At 60.6% G+C, this 22,901-nt stretch carries 24 protein-coding genes; 14 read left to right on the top strand and 10 right to left on the bottom strand.

Going from position 1 to position 22,901, the window contains the following annotated elements:
• Positions 1-102: 102 nt before the first annotated feature.
• Positions 103-864, top strand: coding sequence for a DeoR/GlpR family DNA-binding transcription regulator (locus KB892_RS12685; protein ID WP_002210513.1), 762 nt, complete (start codon positions 103-105; stop codon positions 862-864).
• 20 nt (positions 865-884) lie between these two features.
• Here the strand turns inward: KB892_RS12685 and KB892_RS12680 are convergent, their stop codons facing one another.
• Positions 885-1,745 (bottom strand): broad-spectrum class A beta-lactamase SHV-11, encoded by an 861-nt coding sequence (locus KB892_RS12680; RefSeq protein ID WP_004176269.1) that lies wholly within the window; start codon positions 1,743-1,745, stop codon positions 885-887.
• Positions 1,746-2,042: 297 nt separating this feature from the next.
• Here KB892_RS12680 and KB892_RS12675 point away from each other — a divergent pair, with 297 nt between their 5' ends.
• Positions 2,043-2,303 carry a hypothetical protein gene (locus KB892_RS12675; protein ID WP_002904006.1) on the top strand — a complete coding sequence of 87 codons (261 nt, stop codon included), beginning with the start codon at positions 2,043-2,045 and terminating at the stop codon, positions 2,301-2,303.
• Between the two features lie 86 nt (positions 2,304-2,389).
• Positions 2,390-3,478: an AAA family ATPase gene (locus tag KB892_RS12670; RefSeq protein WP_001620097.1), complete on the top strand. Its 1,089-nt coding sequence runs from the start codon at positions 2,390-2,392 to the stop codon at positions 3,476-3,478.
• Between the two features lie 30 nt (positions 3,479-3,508).
• Here the strand turns inward: KB892_RS12670 and KB892_RS12665 are convergent, their stop codons facing one another.
• Together KB892_RS12665 and KB892_RS12660 are read right to left on the bottom strand one after the other, a co-directional pair.
• Complete coding sequence (locus KB892_RS12665; protein ID WP_004151612.1) at positions 3,509-4,774, bottom strand: MFS transporter; 1,266 nt, start codon at positions 4,772-4,774, stop codon at positions 3,509-3,511.
• A gap of 54 nt (positions 4,775-4,828) precedes the next feature.
• Positions 4,829-7,936: a beta-galactosidase gene (locus tag KB892_RS12660; RefSeq protein WP_004151613.1), complete on the bottom strand. Its 3,108-nt coding sequence runs from the start codon at positions 7,934-7,936 to the stop codon at positions 4,829-4,831.
• 196 nt (positions 7,937-8,132) lie between these two features.
• Here KB892_RS12660 and KB892_RS12655 point away from each other — a divergent pair, with 196 nt between their 5' ends.
• Both KB892_RS12655 and KB892_RS12650 read left to right on the top strand, forming a co-directional pair.
• On the top strand, positions 8,133-9,197 hold the full coding sequence (locus KB892_RS12655; RefSeq protein WP_004151614.1) for a LacI family DNA-binding transcriptional regulator: 1,065 nt from the start codon (positions 8,133-8,135) through the stop codon (positions 9,195-9,197).
• Between the two features lie 254 nt (positions 9,198-9,451).
• Complete coding sequence (locus KB892_RS12650; protein ID WP_002904139.1) at positions 9,452-9,892, top strand: GNAT family N-acetyltransferase; 441 nt, start codon at positions 9,452-9,454, stop codon at positions 9,890-9,892.
• Between the two features lie 52 nt (positions 9,893-9,944).
• Here the strand turns inward: KB892_RS12650 and KB892_RS12645 are convergent, their stop codons facing one another.
• Both KB892_RS12645 and ftrA read right to left on the bottom strand, forming a co-directional pair.
• Complete coding sequence (locus KB892_RS12645; RefSeq protein WP_004205985.1) at positions 9,945-10,160, bottom strand: DUF4177 domain-containing protein; 216 nt, start codon at positions 10,158-10,160, stop codon at positions 9,945-9,947.
• Positions 10,129-11,226, bottom strand: a complete 1,098-nt coding sequence (gene ftrA, locus KB892_RS12640) for a transcriptional regulator FtrA (RefSeq protein WP_004198831.1) — start codon at positions 11,224-11,226, stop codon at positions 10,129-10,131. Before ftrA ends, KB892_RS12645 begins: the two co-directional genes overlap by 32 nt.
• 67 nt (positions 11,227-11,293) lie before the next feature.
• Here ftrA and KB892_RS12635 point away from each other — a divergent pair, with 67 nt between their 5' ends.
• From KB892_RS12635 to urtE, 7 genes are all read left to right on the top strand, one after another.
• On the top strand, positions 11,294-11,692 hold the full coding sequence (locus KB892_RS12635) for a rhodanese-like domain-containing protein (protein ID WP_002904247.1): 399 nt from the start codon (positions 11,294-11,296) through the stop codon (positions 11,690-11,692).
• Between the two features lie 148 nt (positions 11,693-11,840).
• Positions 11,841-12,944: a cobalamin-independent methionine synthase II family protein gene (locus KB892_RS12630; RefSeq protein WP_002904248.1), complete on the top strand. Its 1,104-nt coding sequence runs from the start codon at positions 11,841-11,843 to the stop codon at positions 12,942-12,944.
• A gap of 171 nt (positions 12,945-13,115) precedes the next feature.
• Positions 13,116-14,387 carry an urea ABC transporter substrate-binding protein gene (gene urtA, locus KB892_RS12625; RefSeq protein WP_002904251.1) on the top strand — a complete coding sequence of 424 codons (1,272 nt, stop codon included), beginning with the start codon at positions 13,116-13,118 and terminating at the stop codon, positions 14,385-14,387.
• Positions 14,388-14,448: 61 nt separating this feature from the next.
• A complete protein-coding gene (gene urtB / locus KB892_RS12620) occupies positions 14,449-16,023 on the top strand; it encodes an urea ABC transporter permease subunit UrtB (protein WP_004151616.1) in 1,575 nt (524 codons plus the stop codon).
• Positions 16,023-17,096 carry an urea ABC transporter permease subunit UrtC gene (gene urtC / locus KB892_RS12615; RefSeq protein WP_004151617.1) on the top strand — a complete coding sequence of 358 codons (1,074 nt, stop codon included), beginning with the start codon at positions 16,023-16,025 and terminating at the stop codon, positions 17,094-17,096. The genes urtB and urtC overlap by 1 nt, the downstream gene beginning before the upstream one ends.
• Positions 17,096-17,893 (top strand): urea ABC transporter ATP-binding protein UrtD, encoded by a 798-nt coding sequence (gene urtD / locus KB892_RS12610; RefSeq protein WP_002904321.1) that lies wholly within the window; start codon positions 17,096-17,098, stop codon positions 17,891-17,893. Before urtC ends, urtD begins: the two co-directional genes overlap by 1 nt.
• Positions 17,894-17,902: 9 nt before the next feature.
• The gene (gene urtE, locus KB892_RS12605; RefSeq protein ID WP_004151618.1) at positions 17,903-18,601 is read left to right on the top strand and encodes an urea ABC transporter ATP-binding subunit UrtE; all 699 of its coding nucleotides are present in this window, start codon (positions 17,903-17,905) and stop codon (positions 18,599-18,601) included.
• A gap of 35 nt (positions 18,602-18,636) precedes the next feature.
• On the opposite strand, the gene KB892_RS12600 is transcribed toward urtE, so the two are convergent.
• Positions 18,637-19,119: a helix-turn-helix domain-containing protein gene (locus tag KB892_RS12600; protein ID WP_002904389.1), complete on the bottom strand. Its 483-nt coding sequence runs from the start codon at positions 19,117-19,119 to the stop codon at positions 18,637-18,639.
• A 129-nt stretch (positions 19,120-19,248) separates the two neighbouring features.
• Positions 19,249-20,445: an efflux MFS transporter YdeE gene (gene ydeE, locus KB892_RS12595; protein ID WP_002904391.1), complete on the bottom strand. Its 1,197-nt coding sequence runs from the start codon at positions 20,443-20,445 to the stop codon at positions 19,249-19,251.
• A 195-nt stretch (positions 20,446-20,640) separates the two neighbouring features.
• Here ydeE and eamA point away from each other — a divergent pair, with 195 nt between their 5' ends.
• Positions 20,641-21,540 (top strand): O-acetylserine/cysteine exporter, encoded by a 900-nt coding sequence (gene eamA / locus KB892_RS12590; RefSeq protein WP_002904392.1) that lies wholly within the window; start codon positions 20,641-20,643, stop codon positions 21,538-21,540.
• Between the two features lie 48 nt (positions 21,541-21,588).
• On the opposite strand, the gene marB is transcribed toward eamA, so the two are convergent.
• The 3 genes from marB to marR are packed head-to-tail and all read right to left on the bottom strand — an operon-like array spanning position 21,589 to position 22,677.
• A complete protein-coding gene (marB, locus tag KB892_RS12585) occupies positions 21,589-21,807 on the bottom strand; it encodes a multiple antibiotic resistance protein MarB (protein ID WP_002904394.1) in 219 nt (72 codons plus the stop codon).
• Positions 21,808-21,847: 40 nt separating this feature from the next.
• Positions 21,848-22,222: an MDR efflux pump AcrAB transcriptional activator MarA gene (gene marA / locus KB892_RS12580; protein WP_002904397.1), complete on the bottom strand. Its 375-nt coding sequence runs from the start codon at positions 22,220-22,222 to the stop codon at positions 21,848-21,850.
• A 20-nt stretch (positions 22,223-22,242) separates the two neighbouring features.
• The gene (gene marR, locus KB892_RS12575; protein WP_002904399.1) at positions 22,243-22,677 is read right to left on the bottom strand and encodes a multiple antibiotic resistance transcriptional regulator MarR; all 435 of its coding nucleotides are present in this window, start codon (positions 22,675-22,677) and stop codon (positions 22,243-22,245) included.
• 89 nt (positions 22,678-22,766) lie between these two features.
• Here marR and KB892_RS12570 point away from each other — a divergent pair, with 89 nt between their 5' ends.
• Positions 22,767-22,895: a hypothetical protein gene (locus tag KB892_RS12570; RefSeq protein ID WP_004217987.1), complete on the top strand. Its 129-nt coding sequence runs from the start codon at positions 22,767-22,769 to the stop codon at positions 22,893-22,895.
• Positions 22,896-22,901 lie beyond the last annotated feature (6 nt).

Raw genomic sequence — 22,901 nt, 5'->3', positions numbered from 1 at the left:
TAGCCTAAAAACAGCGGCAAAGCGCGATAACAACACCGGGTGTCGCCAGGGCCGTAGCCTGGGTGGTGACGCCTGGTGTGAAAAAATGGTAAGGGGAGAGCGGTGATTCCAATAGAACGACATCAGCGTATTTTAGCCCTGGTGGAGCAGCGTGGGGCGGTAAGCATTAACGAGCTGACGGAGATCCTCGGCGTGTCCCATATGACCATCCGTCGGGACGTTAGTAAACTGGAGGAGCAGGGGCTGCTGGTCAGCGTCTCGGGCGGCGTGCGCGCCGTCAGCCGGCTGGCCGCGGAACCCAGTCATCTGGTGAAAAGCACGCTGCAGAGTGAGGAGAAACAGGCGATCGGCGCGCTGGCGGCGAGTCATATCGCCAAAAACAGTTGCATTTATCTGGATGCCGGGACTACCACCCTGGCGCTGGCGCGGGCGATCCTCGACCGGAACGATCTCCAGGTGGTCACCAATGATTTTGAGATAACCCAGCTGCTGATCGATGCCAGCCAGTGCGGCGTGATCCACACCGGCGGCACTCTGTGCCGGGAGAACCGCTCCTGCGTGGGCGAATCGGCGGCGCGTACGTTACGCCACCTGGCTATCGATACGGCCTTTATCTCCGCCAGCGGCTGGGACAGTCGCGGGATTTTCACCCCTGATGAGAACAAGGTTACCGTCAAGGAGACCGTCAGCCAGGTCAGCGCGAGAAGCATCCTGCTGTGCGACAGTTCGAAATACAATCAGGTGGCCACGTTCATGGCGTTACCTTTGACCCGGTTCACCACCATCATTACCGACCGGCATCTTTCCGATGCCGCCGCCAGTCATATCGCCCGGCACGCCTGCGAGGTGCTACGGGCCGGATAACGCGCGCGGCCACCGCCGGGTTAGCGTTGCCAGTGCTCGATCAGCGCCGCGCCGATCCCGGCGATTTGCTGATTTCGCTCGGCCATACTCGCCGGCGTATCCCGCAGATAAATCACCACAATGCGCTCTGCTTTGTTATTCGGGCCAAGCAGGGCGACAATCCCGCGCGCACCCCGTTCGCCAGCTCCGGTCTTATCGGCGATAAACCAGCCCGCCGGCAGCACGGAGCGGATCAACGGTCCGGCGACCCGATCGTCCACCATCCACTGCAGCAGCTGCCGTTGCGAACGGGCGCTCAGACGCTGGCTGGTCAGCAGCTTGCGCAGGGTCGCGGCCATGCTGGCCGGGGTAGTGGTGTCGCGGGCGTCGCCGGGAAGCGCCTCATTCAGTTCCGTTTCCCAGCGGTCAAGGCGGGTGACGTTGTCGCCGATCTGGCGCAAAAAGGCAGTCAATCCTGCGGGGCCGCCGACGGTGGCCAGCAGCAGATTGGCGGCGCTGTTATCGCTCATGGTAATGGCGGCGGCGCAGAGTTCGCCGACCGTCATGCCGTCGGCAAGATGTTTTTCGCTGACCGGCGAGTAGTCCACCAGATCCTGCTGGCGATAGTGGATCTTTCGCTCCAGCTGTTCGTCACCGGCATCCACCCGCGCCAGCACTGCGCCGCAGAGCACTACTTTAAAGGTGCTCATCATGGGAAAGCGTTCATCGGCGCGCCAGGCGGTCAGCGTGCGGCCGCTGGCCAGATCCATTTCTATCATGCCTACGCGGCCCGACAGCTGGCTTTCGCTTTGTTTAATTTGCTCAAGCGGCTGCGGGCTGGCGTGTACCGCCAGCGGCAGGGTGGCTAACAGGGAGATAATACACAGGCGAATATAACGCATAACCACAATACATCCTTGAGTGAGGGCCGATAAAGGCGAGTAAAGAAGCGACAAATAAGAATAACCCGGCGTTTTGCTGATTCACAATTCCTCTTTTTTCCTTCATCATTTGTCATCTTTTATTTCGAATAATCAATATCTAGCCCTGCCTAAGCACGCTATTTTTTGACTCAAGGCCGTGATGAACTATAAGAAAGTACTAAATACCGCACTCTGTCGGGCGTCGCTGTTTGCCGATCATCACGCCCGCCGGTCCCTGCGGTTCGCCAACGCTATATGCCATCCCGGGAGGAACTGGTGCACCCGATAATTAAGGTCATGCTGGTGGGCGGTAAGGCGGACGGGCTGTTGGTCAGCGTCGCCGATGACGCGACCGAGGTCTCGGTGACGCCTGCGCAGTACGGTGCGCTATCCGGGCAACCGTTGAGCTACCGAATTGTTAGCCAAACCATTGACGATGAACGCTATTTTTTTGGCGTTTTCAGCGACGCCCATCAGGATAGCGATAAGCTGACGCGGGTCGCCCTGACCCGTGGAATGAAAAAAAAGTTCTGTTAAACCCTGCCCGAAAGGGGGCGTAAGAGGGTATGCCGGGCGCCGCTGTGCTACTGTGGCAGCCTTCTATTTCCAGGGCCGGACGCATAATGATTCAGTACATTCGTATTCAAAATTTTCGCTCAGTGAAGGATATCGCGCTGGAGCTCGGGCCGCTGAACATTGTCTTCGGCCCTAACGGCTGCGGTAAATCCAATATTTATAACGCCATCCACCTGCTGACCGCTGCCGCTGAGGGCAGGCTTTCGGGGTTTATCAGCGAAGAGGGCGGTCTGGAGAATATGATGTGGTCCGGGGAGCGTTCGCCCCTCGATCGTCACCCCCGCCGGCTGCAAATCGCCTGCCGGACCGACAGCTTCGATTATGAGCTGCAGATAGGCTTCCCTGAAAAATTGCCCTATCCGACGCAATTCATGCTCGATCCTATCGTTAAAGAAGAGAATATCTGGCTGGCCGGCTACTCCCGCCGGCCTTCCTCCCGCGTACTGCAGCGCAAGAATCAGGCGGCGTTTCTCGTCGATGTCACCGGGGAGAAAAGTACTTTCACCGAGAGTATTTATGAAAATGAGTCGGTGTTCGGTCAGCTTGGCGAGCCGCACCGTTTCCCCGAAGTATCGCGAGTGCGGGAGACCTTGCGCCGTTGGCGGTTTTATCATGAATTCGCGATTGGCCGTCATTCGCCGCTGCGTCAGCCGGCCGTGGGTTACCGTTCGCCAGTCCTCGACAGCGATGGCCAGAATCTCGCCGCCGCCTTTCAGACCATTGTCGAGATCGGCGCGGAGGAGATTTTGCATGAAATCCTTGCCGACGCCTTTCCCGGCTGCCAGTTTTATTGTGAAAACGAGCACTCGCGTTTCGCTCTGAAAATGCGTCGCGAAGGGATCCGCCGCCCGCTGCTGGCGGCGGAGATGTCCGACGGTACGCTGCGCTTTTTGTGCCTCGCCGTCGCGCTGCTCAGTCCACGCCCGCCGGCGTTTCTGGCGATCAATGAACCGGAGAACAGCCTGCATCGCGACATGTTGCCCGCGCTGGCCCGGCTGATTATCGAGGCCTCGCGCTACAGCCAGATCTGGCTGACCAGCCACTCGGCGGAGCTGGCGGAGCTTATCGCCGCCGGGGCGCCTTGTCAGCGCTATGCGCTGGAGAATCGCGGCGGGGAGACGCGGATTGTCGAGTGAAGCCCGTCATCCCTGACGGGGGCGCTGGAGTCAGGCGGGGCTCTGCGTCTCTGCGGTCGGCAGCAGACGGTTGCCGCCGCGTAGGGTGACGAACGAGAGCAGGGTGAAGCTCAGGGTTATGCAGCCGAGGATCAGATAGGCCTGATGGAAGCCGACGGTGTCGTACATCCGGCCCACCCAGGCGGAAAGCACCACCCCGGACAACTGTTTTGACAGATTAAAACCGATCAGGAACAGGGTGGCCGAGAGGCGCGGGTTAAAGGCGGAAGAGATATATTTAAAAGTTCCCACCAGCAGGAAGGGGATCTCAAACATATGCAGCATCTTGAGGATCACCACCTCGACTGCCGATGAGGCGAAGGACGACCCGAGAATACGCACCGACATGATCATCCCCGCGGTCAGCAGGGCGTTTTTGGCGCCGATGCGGTTAACGATGGCCGGCGCGCAGAACATGATCAGCGCGTTGAGCAACTCGCCGCCGGTGGTGACGAAGCCAAACACTTCGGTACCGCGCTGCGGACTGGCGAAAAAGCTTTTGAAAAAGTTGGCGAACTGCTGGTCAAACACGTCGTAGACGCTGGCGACACCCACCACATAGACGATAAAGCCCCAGAAGCGCGGCATACGCAGCAGCTCTGCCGCCGTACGCAGCGAAAAGGCCTGGCGATTGGCGCCCAGCGCCTCGATAACCTGGGCGCTGTTGCTGCTTTCCGGCCGCGACAGCCAGAGCAGCAGACCGAGCACCAGCGCAAAGCCGGAGGCGATCCAGAAGGTGATATTGGGATCGATGCTGAACAGCACGCCGGTTATCGAGGCGCATAGCGCCCAGCCGACGCAGCCTGCGACCCGCACTTTGCCATATTCAAAGCGGTTGGCCCGGCTGACGCGTTCGATATAAGCTTCCACCGCCCCGGAGCCGCTGGAGAAAACAATCCCCAGGTAGATCCCGCCTACCAGCGAACCAGCGATAATATTCATCTGCAGCAGCGGAGAGAAAACGAAAATAAAGAATGGCGCGAACAGAATTAACAATACCGTAATGGTCCACAGCAGATGTTTGCGCAGGCCGAGCTTATCCGACATCAGGCCGAACACCGGCTGAAAAATAATGGCGAATAACGAGATAGACGAGAAAACGATCCCGGTTTCCGTTTTAGTTAAATGGTTAACGTCCGCCAGCCACACCGGAAAAAACGGGAAGTAGGCCGACATAATGAAATAGTAAAAGAAAAAGAACAGCAGGAAATAGACGAAATTATGCCGTTCTCGTGGCGCCAGTTCTGAGAATTTCATCACCATGATCCCTTGTTATTCTGTTTGTGGGGTGGGGGCTGTCGCCCCCACGGATTAAAAGCAACGCAATGAGACCTCGTACTGCCAGCGCGTTTGGCTCAGGAGCCACTGCGGCAGCACGCTGGGGGTCCAGGAGTCATCGCCTCCCACCCCCATATGCAGGCCGTCGAGGGTGATCCACACGCCGTCTTCGGCCTGCATCTTGTGCCAGTGGTCGGTCTCCATCAGCTGACGGGTGCTCCATGGCTGAACGGAGAAGTGGAAATGACCGCTGATGTGCCAGCGCCCCCAGTCCAGCGCCTGGGTATCACAGCGCAGGCCGTTTTCCGTCGGGAAGATGTAGGGGGTGGTCATCGCCGCCAGCGGCTGCTCCCAGCGGGCGAAGCAGGCGCTGCTCCGCCGGTCGGGGTAGTTCTCATGCGGCCCCAGACCCAGCCAGCTCACCGGCGCCTGCTGATCCGCCACCTGGAAGTGCAGCCCGACCCGCGGCAGCGGCGGCAGGGTTTCCGCCTGTTCGCCGTCCACTGCCAACCGCAGGGTTCCGTCAGCAGTGAAGTGCATGCGCCAGTGGCTGACAATCACTACCTCTTCGCCGCGCAGGTAGTGCCAGCGGCAGTCGACGAGGGTTTCATTTGCCAGGCGCTGCGCATCGCACTGGACGCAGTGCGCCTCAAGATCGTACAGGCCGGCGCTTTTCCAGCGCTCCACCCAGGCGTTGGGGTCGATACGCTCTACTTCGCTGACCCCGATGTCGTTGTCGAGCGGCGCGCGAATAAACTGGTCACGCAGGGGGGTCAACAGCTGCTCCTGACCGCCAACCGACCAGCGGCTCAGCAGACCCGTCCGGCGATCGATGGTCCAGCATTGCGAACCGGCGCGGATCTGCCAGACCTCATCGCTGACGATAAGATCCGGAGCGCCGGCAGACACGGTGGGCGCCGGCAGCGCCAGCGGGGCGGGCAGGGGAAACTGTTGCCAGGCGACGCGGTGCTCCGCTTCTGACCAGGCGGTCGCCTGGGGCTGGGTCACCTCCAGCGTCAGCCACACCGCGCGGGCGCCTTCAGGCAGGATCAGGCTATCGAGCAGCGTTATCTCGTCGCTGCCCTCAGGGGGCAGCGCCAGGGTCAGGTCGCCGTGATACAGGGGTTCACCGGCCGCCTGCACCTGCCAGCGCAGCACTTCGTTATCGGTTGGGCGGAACAGGTATTCGCTGATGATGCGCACCCGCAGCGGCGAGGTCGACAGCAGCGTGAACTGAAAATACTGCTGGGCGTGCTTCGCCTCCACCAGCGACGGATGCGGCGTGCGATCGGGAAACACCAGACCGTTCATACAGAACTGGCGATCGTTAGGCTTATCACCAAAGTCGCCGCCATAGGCCCAGCCGACGCTGCCGTCGGCAAAGGTTTTGCGGATCGCCTGGTCGGCCCAGTCCCAGATAAACCCGCCCTGCAGCCGGGGATACTCGCGAAAGGCCTGCCAGTAATCGGCGAAGTTGCCGAGGCTGTTGCCCATCGCGTGGGCGTACTCGCAAAGGATCAGCGGCCTCTGCTCACCGGGCAGGCTGATCCATTTTTTGATCCCCCATTTGGGTACCGCCGGGATCGGCTGGTCGCGTTCGACGCGGGCGTACATCGGACAGATAATATCGGTGGCGGTGGTATCCGCGCCGCCGCCCTCGTACTGCACCGGACGGCTCGGATCGTTGCGTTTCAGCCAGTGGTACAGCGCTTCGTGGTTGCCGCCGCCGCCGGACTCGTTGCCCAGCGACCAGATGATAATGCACGGATGGTTGCGGTTGCTCTGTACCATCCGGGTGACGCGGGCGCTGAAGGCTGGTAGCCACGCCGGATCGTCGGACAGCCGATTCATCGGCACCATCCCGTGGGTTTCAATATTGGCTTCATCGACCACGTACAGACCGTAGCGGTTGCAGAGTTCATACCAGCGCGGCGCGTTGGGATAGTGCGAGCAGCGCACGGCGTTAAAGTTGTTCTGCTTCATCAACAGAATGTCCTGCACCATATCCGCCTCGGTGACCACCTGCCCGCGCAAATGATGATGCTCATGGCGGTTAACGCCGCGGATCAGCAGCGGTTTACCGTTGAGACGCAGCAGGCCATCGGCAATCTCGATGCGGCGAAAACCGATGTCCCACGCTTCGGCCTCCAGCAGTTCGTCGCCGCGCCACAGGGTGACCACGGCGCGATAACAGTTCGGGGTTTCCGCGCTCCAGTGCGCCGGCGTCGCCACCGCCAGGGAGAAATCGACCCGTTCCGCGTAGTGGCCGCGCTCATCCACCGTCGGGGTACCTAACGGCTGCCGCCCGGCGGCGATCTGCTCCTCGCCGCGCCACAGGCTAACCCCGACGCTAAGCCCGGCAAGCGCCGCCTCAGTCGCTTCGACGGTCGCCTGGACCTGCAGAGTGCCGTCGCGATAGAGGGCGTCAAGGGCTGGCGTCAACTGCACGTCGCATAGCCGTTGCTGCGGCTTATTCAGCAGCCATACCGAGCGGAAAATACCGCTCATCCGCCACATATCCTGGTCTTCCAGCCAGCTGCCGGCGCTCCAGCGCATGACCATCACGCACAGGCGGTTGTCGCCCGGACGCAGAAAGGGGCTGAGATCGAACGCCGCCGGCAGGCGACTGTCCTGCGAATAGCCGACCCACACGCCATTGCACCACAGATGAAACGCCGAGTTGACGCCATCGAAAATAATCTGCGTTTGCCCGTTCTCGCGCCATGTGTCCTCAACCGTAAAGTGCAGGGAGTAGCAGCCGGTCGGGTTATCCTCCGGCACCCGCGGTGGGGTGGTGTCGATGGGATAGCGGACGTTGGTGTAGATCGGCGCGTCATAGCCCTCCATCTGCCAGTTGGAAGGCACAGGCGTGCCGCGGCAGTCCGGTAGATCCTGCGTCAACCACTGCGCATCGACGGCAAACGGGCTGCGGGCGTAAGAGAACTGCCACTCGCCGTCCAGTTGACGGCGGCGGGATGAAGGTAGGTTATCGCGGGCGGCAAGCTCATCGCGCCAGCTGGCGAAAACGGGATGCGCTGGCAGGCGGTTAAGGTGGGTAATGGTCTGGTTCTGCCAGTCTTCACGGGCGAGGACGGCGTGAAAGTCAGGAGTGTGGCTGCGGCCGGTATCGCTAATTTGCATATTAAACCCCGGTAAGTCAGAAATTGTCGTTCGCTAAACAGGATGGTTAACGTTATCGGGTAATTTGTTTTGTCCAGCAATCTCGGGGGAATCGAAATTAACAGACGATCACGAAAGCGGGGGAGAAGCGCTGTTTTTTGTCGCGCGTTAAACATAAAATGTTAGCGCACGACATTGTTATTGCTGAGGAGAAAAGATGCCGCGTCGTACCGCAACCCTGGAGGATGTCGCCCGCGCCGCGGGCGTGTCCCAGCAGACGGTCTCCCGGGTGCTGAACCGTCCTGAGGTGGTGTCAGCCCGCACCCGCGAGCAGGTGATCCGCGCGATGCAGGCGCTGCACTATGTGCCTAACCGCTCGGCGCAGCTGCTTGCCGGCAAAGCGGCGCCCTCCATCGGGCTGATTACCGCCTCGCTGACGCTGCACGCCCCCTCGCAGATCGCCGCCGCGATAAAGAGCCATGCCAGCCTGCATCAGCTGGAAGTGGCGATAGCGATGCCGGCGCAGGCCGATTTTGTCGCGCTGCAGGCCCGGCTGGACGAGCTGCGCGCCCAGCATATTCGCGGGGTGATCGTCAGTCTGCCGCTGGAGAGCGCCACTGCCGAGCGGCTGGTGCAAGACAATCCGGATATGGCCTGCCTGTTTCTCGATGTCTCCCCGGAGGCCGATGTCTGCTGCGTGCGCTTCGACCACCGCGATGGCTGCGGGGCCTGCGTGCGCCACCTGTGGGAGCTGGGGCATCGCGAATTTGGTCTGCTGGCGGGACCGGAAAGTTCGGTTTCCGCCCGTCTGCGTCTCGCCAGCTGGCGCGAGGCGTTGCACTGTCTGAATATTGCCCGCTCTACTACGGTGTTTGGCGACTGGAGCGCCGCCAGCGGTTGGCAGAAAACTTTCGAGCTCCTCCACCTGCAGCCGCGGATCAGCGCCATAGTGGTGGCAAACGATCAGATGGCGCTCGGCGTGCTCAGCGCGCTGGCCCAGCTCAATCGCAGCGGCAGCCAGGCGGTATCGGTGACCGGCTACGATGACACCGCCGACAGCCTTTACTTCCAGCCGCCGCTCACCACGGTGGCGCAGGACTTCGATCTGTTGGGCAAAAGGGCGGTGGAGCGGCTGATTGCCCTGATGGCGGCCCCGCAGCTGCGGATCCGCGAGCTGCTGCCGACCCGGCTCATCGTGCGCCAGTCGGCCTGGCCTGTCGCCGCCGCGGAGGACCGGCAGCAGACCCTGGCGCAGCTGAAAGCGCTGGTGGAGAAGCTTTAGCTGCTGGTCGTTGAGGCTTTATTGAAGTTGAGCATGCTAACTTCGGCAGCAAACGTAGAGAGGTAAAGCTTATCTGTCTGCGAAAAATGCAAAACACAATCTATCCATGCAAGCATTGATTTACCGCCAGTCATATGGCGGTTTTTTTTTGCCCCTTCCACCCTGTACCGACTGCTTCAGTCCGGCTTTCCATCTGGCATATCCTGCCGCGGCATGCTAGATCTTGCTTCCGGGAGACGACGGGAGACAAGGTCATGATGGTGATTGAGGGTAAAGAGGCGATCGTGCGGGTGGACTGGCAGCGAGTGCGAACGATCATCGCCGAGGCCGGGCTGAATGAGCGTGATGTTCAGCAACTGGAGCAGGCGTTCCGCCAGAGCACCTTCTGCTGGTTTGGCTATGAGAACGGTCAGCTGATTGCCGTGGCGCGAGCCATCAGCGACTGCACCTGGAGCAGCTATCTGGCGGATGTGGCGATCGTCCCCGCTCGTCAGGGACAGGGCTACGGGCAACAGCTGATGCTGGCCATCCGGGAGCAACTCCTGCCCTTTGGCAAAATATTTATCTATGCGGTGGCCGATAAAATTACGTTTTATCAGCGCTTTGGCTTTGCCATGTTGACTACCGGCATGGTCTGCGCCAGCGAGGAAGGCATGCAGAAAATGCAGGAGCAGGGCTATATCCGTCAGCCCTGAAAGGTGACGCTTAGAAACGCCTGGCTTAAACGTGTAAACCAGGCGCAGGCTGTCAGAGGGGGCGTTCGAGCACGAAAAGATACGCTTCCCGCGACCAGAACAGGGCGGTACGGCGGCGCTCCACCGACATGGTTTTCACTTCCCATCCCTCACGGGTATAGCTGCTGAGAAACTGGCTCATTTTGTCAGGGTCGGCCTTGGCTTCGCCAAAAAACAGACTGCCCAGCAGCCCCTCTTTATAGATCACTACCCGACACTCTTTCTTCATCATCGACCCTCCTGGCGACCGGTTTACTGTGGCCGTCTATTGTCCGTGGCTGCGACGATTTTGCAATCGGAGAAGGCGTAAACTGTTTACGGTACTGCAGCGGGCTGAGCGCGAAGTGCTGGCGAAAATGGTGGCGCAGGGTGCCGGCGCTGGCAAACCCGCAGCGCTCAGCGATCTGATCGATGCCCATCGTGCTCTCCGTCAGGTGCTGGCGGGCGCGCAGCAGTCGTTCCTCCAGCAGCCAGCGGGCGGGCGTTTTACCGGTGGCCTCCTCAAAGCGGCGCAAAAAGGTGCGCGTCCCCATGCCGGCGCGCTGGGCGAGGGAAGCGACGGTATGGCTGGCGGCAAGATGCTGGTGCAGATAGTCAAACAGCTGACCGAGGCGCAGGCTCTCCCGGCTGCGGGCTACCGGGCGCAGGACCTGCTGCGCCTGACCGCCGTCGCGATGGGGAGAGACGACCAGGCGGCGGGCGACGACGTTGGCGGCTTCGCTGCCGAAATCTTCACGCACCAGATGCAGACAAAGGTCGATCCCCGCCGCGCTGCCGGCGGAAGTCATCAGCAAAGCATCGCCCACGTAAAGGACGTCCTCCACCACCTGGATCTGCGGAAAACGGGACTGCAGCGCCGCGGTGTAGCGCCAGTGGGTTGTCGCCTGGCGGCCATTGAGCAGCCCGGCGGCGGCGAGAACGAACACCCCGGAACAGATAGAAATAATCCGACATCCGCGGGCGTGGGCGGAAGCCAGCGCGGCGCACAGCGCCTCGGGGACCGGGGCGTCGACGCCGCGCCAGCCGGGGACCACGATCGTATCCGCCTGGGCGAGAAGTTCAGGACCGCCGTCGGTCATCAGGCGGATGCCGCCGGTAGCGCACAGCGGCCCTTCATCGACGGCGGCGACGGCGAACTGGTACCAGTTGTCGCCCATTTCCGGGCGCGGCAGGCCGAAGATCTCCACGGCTACGCCAAACTCAAAGGTGCACAGGCCATCGTAGGCGAGGGCGATCACCTGATGACGTGACGGTGTCACAGAAGGGGTTGTCAGAATGTTAGCGTTTTCTGTCATGGTTGTCGGCAGATCAGGGTGATGGGCGTCAGTAAAGTAGTGTTATCACAGACAAGGAGAAGACGCCATGAGTGTAGTAACCCAATTTCCCCCTGCCACCTCCGCTGAGGCTATCCGCTGGTTCAGCCATAAGCTGCATCTTGAGACCGACTGCGCCGATGTGCACAGCGCCCAGCGTGCCGGCGAGGTCGACTTCGTCCTGCTGCACGTGGTCGGCAGCGAGGAAGCTTTCGCCAGACGTCACCTGCCAGGCGCGCAGCATCTCCCGCACAGCCAGATCACCGCCGAGCGAATGGCGGCCTGGCCGGCGGAGACCCTCTTTGTGGTCTACTGCGCCGGGCCGCACTGCAACGGTGCTGACGTTGCCGCGCTGAAGCTGGCCGAGCTGGGGCGGCCGGTGAAAATGATGCTCGGCGGACTCACCGGCTGGGAAGATGAGGGCTATGCGTTTGTTTCCGGTAAATGAAAATTTTTCATGTACCATGAAATATTCTCGTTTGCGACCCACCACTCTGCATGCCAGTATCTGGACATATAGCCATCCAGAAGTCTAAAAATTCAAATAATGAACTATCACGGTGGGCAACTAACGCGCCCACCGCTAAGGAGACAGCATGCAACGTCAACAGGCCCCGTTCCGCGCAGACATCGTCGGCAGCTTTTTGCGCCCGGACAGCATTAAACAGGCGCGTCAGCAGCTGGCTGAGGGGATTATCGACGCCGCTCAGCTACGCGAGATTGAGAATAACGCGATCCGTCATCTGGTTCAGCAGCAATGCGACTGCGGCCTGCATGTGGTCACCGACGGTGAGTTTCGTCGCGCATGGTGGCATTTCGATTTCTTCGATGGCCTGCAGGGCGTTGAACGTTACGATGCCGAGCAGGGGATCCAGTTCAACGGCGTGCAGACCAAAGCGCACGGCGTTCGCGTCACCGGCAAGCTGGCATTTGGCGACCACCCGATGCTGGAGGATTTCCGCTATCTGAAAAGCATCAGCGGCGACGCGCAGCCGAAGATGACCATTCCCAGCCCGAGCGTGCTGCACTTCCGCGGCGGGCGGAAAGATATCGATGCCACGGTCTACCCGGATCTTAGCGACTACTTCGACGATTTGGCCACCACCTGGCGCGACGCCATCCGCGCGTTTTATGACGCCGGCTGCCGCTATCTGCAGCTGGACGATACCGTGTGGGCCTATCTGTGCTCCGATGCCCAGCGCCAGCAGGTACGCGAGCGCGGCGAGGATCCGGATGCGCTGGCGCGCATTTATGCCCGGGTGCTGAACCAGGCGCTGGAAGGTAAGCCGGCCGATCTGACGGTGGGCCTGCACGTCTGTCGGGGTAACTTCCGTTCAACCTGGATCTCGGAAGGCGGTTACGAGCCGGTGGCCGAGGTGCTGTTTGGCGGCGTCAATGTCGATGCTTTCTTCCTGGAGTACGACAACGACCGCTCCGGGGATTTCGCGCCGCTGCGCTTTATTCGTCCCGGCCATCAGCAGGTGGTCCTCGGGCTGATCACCACCAAAAACGGCGAGCTGGAGAATCCGCAGGGGGTAAAAGCGCGACTCGCCGAGGCCGCGCAGTACGTGCCGCTCGAGCAGATCTGCCTCAGCCCGCAGTGCGGTTTCGCCTCCACTGAAGAGGGGAATGCCCTCAGCGAAGACCAGCAATGGCAAAAGGTCCGTCTGGTGACCTCCATCGCCGCCGACGTCTGGTAATTGCTTTCTTAGCGCAGCGTTGCACCGTGATGAGGCAACGCTGCCATCCTCTTCGCCACTATCGCCCACCTGCGCCGCATCCTGCTGTTTTCACAACCTGGCACCTTTTTTGCCTTATCACCTCTGGTTAGCTGTTAATTCTTTATTTTTTGCGCTACTCAGGAGTGAATCATGCAACGTAGAACGTTATTAAAAGCTTTTGCACTCTCCGCCTCTGTTATGGCTATAGGTCTCTCCTTTCAGGCCTATGCCGCCGACACCATCAAAGTCGGGATCATGCATTCGCTCTCCGGGACGATGGCGATTTCCGAAACGCCGCTGAAAGACGTCGCGCTGATGGCCATCGACGACATCAACGCCAAAGGCGGGGTGCTGGGCAAGAAACTGGAGCCGGTGGTGGTCGACCCGGCCTCCAACTGGCCGCTGTTTGCCGAGAAGGCGCGCCAGCTGCTGGCCCAGGATAAAGTGGCGGTGGTGTTTGGCTGCTGGACGTCGGTCTCGCGTAAATCGGTCCTGCCGGTGTTTGAGGAACTGAACGGCCTGCTGTTCTACCCGGTGCAGTACGAAGGGGAAGAGATGTCCCCCAACGTCTTCTATACCGGCGCGGCGCCTAACCAGCAGGCTATCCCGGCGGTGGAATACCTGCTGAGCGAGGACGGCGGCGGCGCTAAACGTTTCTTTCTGCTGGGGACGGACTACGTCTATCCGCGCACCACCAACAAGATCCTCCGCGCCTTCCTGCATGCCAAAGGGATCCAGGACAAAGATATCGAGGAGGTCTACACCCCGTTCGGCTACAGCGATTACCAGACCATCGTCGCCAATATCAAAAAATTCGCCGCCGGTGGCAAAACGGCAGTGGTCTCCACCATCAATGGCGATTCCAACGTACCGTTCTACAAAGAGCTGGCTAACCAGGGTCTGAAAGCGACCGATGTACCGGTGGTGGCCTTCTCGGTGGGGGAAGAGGAGCTGCGCGGCATCGATACCAAACCGCTGGTCGGCAACCTCGCGGCATGGAACTACTTTGAATCCGTCGATAATCCGACCAACAAAGCCTTTGTCGCCGATTATCGCGCGTATGCCAAAGCGCACAAGCTGCCGAATGCCGATACGGTGGTAACCAACGATCCGATGGAAGCGACCTGGGTGGGTCTGCATATGTGGGCGCAGGCGGTGACCAAAGCGGGCACCACCGATGTCGATAAAGTGCGCGAGGCGATGGCCGGGCAGACCTTCAACGCGCCGTCCGGTTTTACCCTGACCATGGATGCCACTAACCATCATCTGCATAAGCCGGTGATGATCGGTGAAATTGAAGGCAACGGCCAGTTCAACGTGGTCTGGCAGACCGATAAACCCGTTCGCGCGCAGCCGTGGAGTCCGTGGATCCCCGGTAACGATAAGAAACCTGACCATCCGGTGAAAACCGTCAGCCAGTAAGCGCCACGGCCGGCGGGGCTGGAGCATAGCGCCCGTCGGCCGCTGACCAGAGGAGAACGACATGAACGCATTGCGTCTCATGAATGTGTTGGCGCTACTGCTGATCCTGCTGCCATGGCGGGCGCAGGCCGCGGAGGCGGACGACTTCGTTGCCGCCAGTCGCAGCCAGCAGGCGCAGCTGTTGAGCCAGTGGGCGGCAGCGCCGCAGGCGGATCGTCTGCCGCTGCTGCGGGCGTTGACCACCGAGAGCCTGGTGATGGACGACGGAAAACATGCTTTCCGCACCCGACAGGGCGGATTACAGCCATTGGGCGCTGTCGCCGCACCGCAGGGCGAAACCCGACCGGTCCGTCTGACCAACAGGCTGCGCAATCTGGCTGCCGGCGCGCTGGCCAGCCACCTTATTTTAAGTGACAACGTCACAGAGCGAGCTTCCGCCGCACGAACGCTACAGCGGGAAGCGACCCCGGCCATGGCCGCGCTGCTGCAACAGCGGCTGCAGGCGGAAACCGATGATACTGTGCGGGGTCTGCTGGAGGTGGCGCTGGCGCGCCTGCAGCTCGCTCAGCCTGAGGCCAGCGCGCGGCTGGCCGCCGTGACGCTGCTCGGCCATTCCGCGGACCCGGAAACCCAGGCGCTGCTGATCCCCTTTACCGATGCCCAGCATGAGCCGGATGCGGCGGTGCGCGAGGCGGCCAGCGATAGCCTGCAAAAGATCAAACATCGTCTGCTGCTCGGCGATCTGCTGGGCCAGGCCTTTATGGGACTGTCGCTGGGATCGGTGCTGTTGCTGGCCGCGCTGGGGCTGGCGATCACCTATGGCCTGCTGGGGGTGATTAACATGGCCCACGGCGAGATGTTAATGATCGGCGCCTACAGCTGCTGGCTGGTACAGCAGGCGCTGGCGCAGCTCGCGCCGCAATGGCTGGCCTTTTATCCGCTGGTCGCGCTGCCGGTGGCGTTTCTGGTGACCGCCGGGATCGGCATGGCGCTGGAGCGCACCATTATTCGTCATCTGTATGGTCGGCCGCTGGAAACGCTGCTCGCCACCTGGGGGATCAGCCTGATGCTTATCCAGCTGGTGAGGATGCTGTTTGGCGCGCAGAACGTGGAGGTGGCAAACCCGGCCTGGCTCTCCGGCGGCGTGCAGGTCCTGCCGAACCTGATCCTGCCGTGGAACCGACTGGCGGTGCTGGCGTTCGTCCTGCTGGTGCTGTCCTTTACCTGGCTCATCCTGAACCGCACCCGTCTGGGGATGAACGTCCGCGCCGTGACGCAGAACCGGGCGATGGCCGCCTGCTGCGGCGTGCCTACCGGGCGGGTGGATATGCTGGCCTTTGGCCTCGGCTCCGGTATTGCCGGGCTGGGCGGCGTGGCGCTGTCGCAGCTTGGCAACGTCGGGCCTGAACTGGGTCAGGGATACATCATCGACTCGTTTCTGGTGGTGGTGCTGGGCGGCGTCGGCCAGCTGGCCGGCAGCGTGGCGGCGGCCTTTGGGCTGGGCATTTTCAACAAAATTCTCGAACCGCAAATGGGCGCGGTGCTGGGCAAAATCCTGATCCTGGTGATGATTATTCTGTTTATTCAGAAACGCCCGCAGGGTCTGTTCGCGCTGAAAGGGAGGGTTATTGACTAATGAGCCAACCAATCACCTTAACGCTGGCGCAGCGCGCGCCGCGGCCTCTGCGCTGGCTGGGGATCCTGCTGGTGCTGGGGCTGCTGTGTATGCCATTCCTGGCGCTGCTGCCGGCCTCCCATCCGCTGGCGGTGCCGAGCTGGCTGCTGACGCTGAGCGGCAAAATCCTCTGCTACGCCATTGTGGCGGTGGCGCTGGATCTGGTCTGGGGCTATGCGGGCATGCTGTCGCTGGGGCACGGGATCTTCTTTGCCCTCGGCGGGTACGCCATGGGGATGTACCTGATGCGCCAGGCGGCGGGCGACGGTCTGCCGGCGTTTATGTCTTTTCTCTCCTGGAGCGAGCTGCCCTGGTTCTGGTGGGGCACGCAGCATTTCGCCTGGGCGATGGCGCTGGTGGTGCTGGTTCCCGGTCTGCTGGCCCTGGTTTTCGGCTGGTTTGCCTTTCGCTCGAAGATCAAAGGGGTCTATTTCTCGATCATGACCCAGGCCCTGACCTATGCCGGTATGCTGCTGTTCTTTCGCAACGAGACCGGGTTTGGCGGCAACAACGGCTTCACCGGTTTTACTACGCTGCTGGGTTTTCCGGTCACCGCCACCGGCACCCGCGCCAGCCTGTTTATGGCCACGGTTTTGCTGCTGTTGCTGACGCTGTGGCTGGGCGCGGCGCTGGCGCAGAGTAAGTTTGGCCGGATCCTCACCGCGGTGCGTGACGCCGAAAACCGGCTGATGTTCTGCGGGTACGACCCGCGCGGCTTCAAGCTGCTGGTGTGGACGCTGTCGGCGGTGCTCTGCGGTCTGGCGGGGGCGTTATATGTCCCGCAGGTGGGGATCATCAACCCCAGCGAAATGTCGCCGACCAACTCCATCGAGGCCGCCATCTGGGTGGCGCTCGGCGGGCGCGGCACCCTGATTGGCCCGGTGCTTGGCGCCGGGTTGGTCAACGGTGCGAAAAGCATTTTCACCGTGGCGATGCCAGAGTACTGGCAGCTGTTTCTCGGCCTCATCTTCATCATTGTGACCCTGTTTTTACCCCGCGGGGTGATGGGCCTGCTGCGTCGAGGAGACCGCTAATGCAACCGGATGAAGGACTATTTACCCGCCAGCTGCCCGGCGATCGCTTTCGCGAACAAACCGATCCGGTGCTGCAGCTGGAGAACATCAACGTCAGCTTTGACGGTTTCCGGGCGCTGACGGATCTGTCGCTGGCGATAGGCGTCGGCGAACTGCGCTGTGTGATCGGCCCCAACGGGGCGGGCAAGACCACCCTGATGGACGTGATCACCGGCAAGACCCGGCCGCAAAGCGGCAAAGCGCTCTATGACCAGTCGGTGGATCTGACCACTCTTGACCCGGTGGCCATCGCCCGCCAGGGCATCGGGCGCAAGTTTCAGAAGCCGACGGTCTTCGAAGCGCTGACGGTGGCGGAAAATCTCGCCCTGGCGATGAAGGGGGATAAATCGGTGTGGGCCAGCCTGCGCGCCCGGCTGAGCAGCGAACAGGACGATCGGCTGAATGAGGTGCTGCGCCTGTTGCGTCTTGACGGCGAGCGCTACCGCCAGGCCGGTCTGCTGTCCCATGGTCAGAAACAGTTTCTTGAGATCGGCATGCTGCTGGTGCAGGAGCCGCATCTGCTGCTGCTTGATGAGCCGGCGGCCGGCATGACCGATGCGGAAACGGAGTATACGGCGGAGCTGTTTCGCACGCTGGCCGGACAGCACTCCCTGATGGTGGTGGAGCACGACATGGGATTTGTCGAGACCATCGCCGACCGGGTGACGGTCCTGCATCAGGGCCAGGTGCTGGCGGAGGGATCGCTGCGGGAGGTGCAGGCCAATGAGCAGGTCATTGAAGTTTATCTGGGACGTTAAGGAGCGCCAATGTTACAGGTGAGTCAGCTACATCAATACTACGGCGGCAGCCATATTTTACGCGGGGTGGATTTTTCCGCCCGCCAGGGCGAAGTCACCTGCCTGCTGGGGCGCAATGGCGTCGGTAAGACCACACTGCTGAAATGCCTGATGGGGCTGATCCCGGCGCGCAGCGGTGAGGTACGCTGGCAGGATCAGAACATCACCCATCGCAAACCGCACCAGCGGGTGCAGGCCGGGGTCGCCTACGTCCCCCAGGGGCGCGAGATATTTCCGCGCCTGACGGTGGAAGAAAACCTGCTGATGGGGCTGTCGCGCTTTCCCGCCCGCGAAGCGCAGCAGGTGCCGGAGGAGATCTACCAGCTTTTCCCGGTGCTCAGGACCATGAAGCAGCGGCGAGGCGGTGACTTATCCGGCGGCCAGCAGCAGCAGCTGGCGATCGGCCGCGCGCTGGCCAGCCGCCCACAGCTGCTGATCCTTGATGAACCCACCGAGGGGATCCAGCCCTCGGTCATCAAAGAGATTGGCGAGGTGATCCGCCAGCTGGCGAGCCGCGGAGACATGGCGATCCTGCTGGTGGAGCAGTTCTATGACTTTGCCGCCGGACTGGCGGACCACTACCTGGTGATGTCGCGCGGCGCCATCGTCCAGCAAGGCAAGGGTGATGATATGGAGAGCGACGGCGTGCGCGCGATGGTGACCATCTGACCATGCCGGCGGCGGTCGCGCCGCCGGTTTGCGGCCTATTTGCGCAGCAGCCGCTGCAGGCGCGCCTGGCGCCAGTTTTTAATCCATTCGCCGAACACGAACAGGCGTAATCCTCTCACCACCAGCAGGGCGCCCCAGATCAGGGCGACCCAGCCGGACCAGTAGTACTGTGGATTAGTGAAGCGGTTAAGCACCGCCAGCAGCACGCAAACCACCAGCGCCACCGACAGCGAACGGAAAAAGCGGCTCTCCTGATGCACCCGCGCTTTGGCTTCCTCTATGCGCAGATCCAGTGAGGCTTCCTGGCCCGGCGCGTCTTCCCGCCGGGCTTCGCCGCCGATCTCGGCCACCGTCACTTCAAAGACCGCGGCGAGGGCGCTGAGGGTCTCCAGCCCCGGGCGTTCGCCATTCTCAATGCGCTGGATCGTGCGGACGCTGAGACCCGCCATTTCGGCCAGCTGCTCCTGGGACCAGGCGCGCTGCAGCCGTAATTGTTTGACCTGATTGTTGCTGTTCATATTCGTATGCTCCATAACGTTCTGCGGATGTAAACCTGTGATGGAGTATGGTGAACCGGGCCGCCAGCCACCACGACAGCGACCCGACAACGGCCCGACAGCAACCTGACAGCCGCATGCCAGCTGGCGTCAGGCGTTGGCCAGCGGAGAATCCGGTTGCCAGGGGCGGGCATTGATCCCGCGGAAAATCATCAGCCAGGCGGCGACAATCGCCACGATAAGAATGACAAAAAGCGACCAGTGCGGCAGATGGGTGAGGATCAACCCCGTCAGCATCGGGTTGAATGCCGCCCCCAGCCACCCCAGCGACTGGGCGGAGAAGTAGCTTGCCTTCATCCCCGGCGGGGCAATATGGTCAATCAGCATATACTCCCCGGGGGCATAAATCACTTCCCCGAGGGTGAAGATCGCCGCCGAGATCCCCCACGCCCACAGGCTGGCGCCAGAGAACATAAAGCCCACAAGGCCGATCACAAAGCAGACGGTGCCGAAGGTCATCAGCGGGCGGATATTTCTCGCGCTCAGCCGCCGGCCAACCGCGTACTGCAGAGCAACCACCACCGCGGCGTTGACCGGCAGCACCACGGCCACCACTTTCTCGGCGAAATCGCTGCTGGCGACCACCAGCACATACTGCGAGAGACAGGAGGCGAAGGCGCCGCCGACGAAGGAGGCCAGCAGCCCGGAGCAGGTAAACCACAGCAGCGCCCGGTCGCGCAGCAACACCGAAGGCGACCAGGGAGCGGCGCCCGGCTGGGCCGCGGCGGCGCCATCCCGCTGAAGAAACAGCTGAATAAACACCAGCGGAAAGGCGGCGCAGGCGGCCGCCAGCCAGAACGGCAAATTGATACTGTGCATTACCAGCAGGGTGCCGATGGGCGGCCCAACGGTCCAGCCGATGTTGAGGATGGTGTAGTTCAGCGAGAAGATGCGCGCTTTTTTCTCTGCCGTCAGCCGGTCGGCGAACCAGGCTTTCAGGACGGTGGAAAAGACCGAGTAGGCGCAGTTGATCAGCGCAAAGAAGATCACCACCAGGGGGGCGTTATTGACCAGCGGTATTGCGCTGAAGCCGAGAATAAACACCAGCACTGACCACACCATATAGCGCTTTTTATCGAACCTGTCAGCGAGGATGCCAAAACCCATGCTGAACAACACCCCAACCACCAGCGCCAGCGACAGGGCATAGCCAATCACATCCACTTCCAGCTGAAAGCGTCGGGTGAGATAGATGGTCATAAACGGCAGTGTGGCCCCGCGGCCGATAGTCAACAGTAACGACGATGCCAGCAGCGCGATGGTGGAGCGCCGGAGAGTGGTGATCATGATTTCCTTGCCTGTCATGTTGTTATAATTTTATGTCTTCGATCACAAATAACACGGCCATTACGCCTTGTACAGGTCATCGCGGTCGACGGGCGCACTTCCGGGCCTGCCAAAAATAATGATCTATCCCGTCGGCCGCTTTTTCGCTACTTTGATTTTGTTCACAAAAATTCCAATAACGACAGAGGCAGGGGTATGACGAGGAAAGATGGACTACTGGCGCTGCTGGTAGTGGTGGTGTGGGGGCTTAACTTTGTGGTGATTAAGCTGGGGTTGCACAATATGCCGCCGCTGATGCTGGCGGGGCTGCGCTTTATGCTGGTCGCCTTCCCGGCGCTGCTGTTTGTCGCCCGGCCAGCTATTCCGCTGCGCCTGCTGCTGGGCTATGGCCTGACCATAAGTTTCGGTCAGTTCGCCTTTCTGTTCTGCGCTATCGGCCTGGGTATGCCGGCCGGGCTGGCCTCCCTTGTGCTGCAGGCGCAAGCCTTCTTCACCATCATCCTTGGCGCCTTCGTCTTTGGCGAACGTCTGCAGGGCAAGCAGCTGGCGGGGATCGCCCTGGCGATCTTTGGCGTGCTGGTGCTGGTGGAGGGCAGCCTTGGCGGGGAACATGTGCCGCTGGTGGGCTTTATGCTGACCCTCGCGGCGGCGCTCAGCTGGGCCTGCGGCAATATTTTCAACAAGAAAATCATGTCCCAGACGAGCCGGCCGCCAATCATGTCGCTGGTGGTCTGGAGCGCGCTGATCCCGGTGCTGCCGTTTATGCTGGCCTCATTGTTGATCGATGGTCCGCAGACCATGCTGGCGAGTCTGCAACACATCGATCTGCTGACGATACTGTCGCTGCTTTATCTGGCGTTTATCGCCACTATCGTCGGCTATGGCATCTGGGGATCGCTGCTGGGGCGGTATGAAACCTGGCGGGTGGCGCCGCTGTCGCTGCTGGTGCCGGTGGTGGGAATGGCCAGCGCTGCGCTGCTGCTCGGGGAGACGCTGAGCGGACTGCAGCTCACCGGGGCGGTGCTGATTATGGCCGGGCTCTACATTAATGTCTTTGGCTTACGTTTGGTGCGGCCTGGCATGGCGCGCGGATAAAAAAAAGCCCCGGAGACGGGGCTATACACAATTATGCGTGTAATGGCATCACAGGTCGTGCTGCTGGTAGTACGGCACGCCAAGTTCGTCAGATTTATCATTACCAGCCGCCATATGATTGAAATCAAACGGCGAATCATTATGTTCGGAAGGGATAATCATTGTATCACGCTGGTTTTGACGCACCGGCGTGGTGTTTTGCTCCGCATAGCTGAGGCTGGAGGCCAGCGACAAGAGTACGATAGCTGCGGCAGCGAATAGTTTCATGATTTCCTCAATACGTCTTTTATAGTGCAGGCGATTAACATCAGTTATTTAGCGGATGTAGATAGCGGGATTCGCCAGGTACATTCGTTATGCGATACTTGTGGGGCGGAACATCGAAATAGTTCTTGAACGTTCGCGTCAGGGTCTGCTGCGACTCGAAACCATAGCGTTCCGCCAGGTACAGGATTGGCTCATTACTCTGCTTGAGCTTCTGCGCAATCTCCGTCAGCTTGCGGCTGCGGATGTACTGGCCGAGGGAATGGCCGGTCTCTTTCTTAAACATACGTTGCAGGTGCCACTTAGAGTAACCGGAGCGCTCAGACACTTTTTCCAGCGACAGGGGCGATTCCAGGTTATCCTCGATCCACGACAAAATACTATGGATAGTGATGGCGTCATTATTACGTCTGGACATCATCTTACCTCTTCTTATTTTTACGGCAGGACCTTCTTGAGCAGTTGCTCAAGCATGGCGACTTCGTCCGCCGACAGATTTTTCGTTAACTCCTGGTGTAACTTCTGACCCACAACCTGATGACACTGCTCGCAAAGGGCTGCGCCGTCCGGCGTCAACTGCACCAGCACGCCGCGCTTGTCAGCGGGGTTGGGTAACCGTTTAATCCAGCCTTTGCACGCCAGGCGGTCGAGCATGCGCGTCATTGCGCCCGGGTCGACGGAAAGCACGGTTTTCAGCTCAACGGGGGTAATACATACTTCGCAACGAATGGAGCAGAGCACGCGAAACTGGGTCGCGGTAATATCCATAGGTGAGAGGTAGTCATTGAGCAGGCGATCTTTTTTCTGGTTAACCATCTGGATCAAGCGACCCAGCGGGATCATTTCATTAAACAGGTCGCTGGTACTTTTCATAATGGTTGCCCAGGCAAGTAATTAGTTGCAAGTGATACTATTGCCCAGGCAATCATAAGTCAACATTATGAATTGGCCGATGCCACGATTTGCTAAAATGGAAAAGTACGATGTGGGTCACTCTTTATGATTTTTCTAACGCTTGTTATTTTTTTGCAGAAGTGATTTATCAGCAGGCTGGCGTCAAATTTGTTGAAGCCGACATACTCACGGAATGAAACCAT

The sequence above is a fragment of the Klebsiella sp. P1927 genome (genome assembly GCF_018204675.1).
Classification (GTDB): Bacteria; Pseudomonadota; Gammaproteobacteria; order Enterobacterales; family Enterobacteriaceae; genus Klebsiella; species Klebsiella pneumoniae.
Note: the sequence above shows the minus strand (reverse complement) of the source record. Positions and strands in the feature narration are given on the sequence as shown.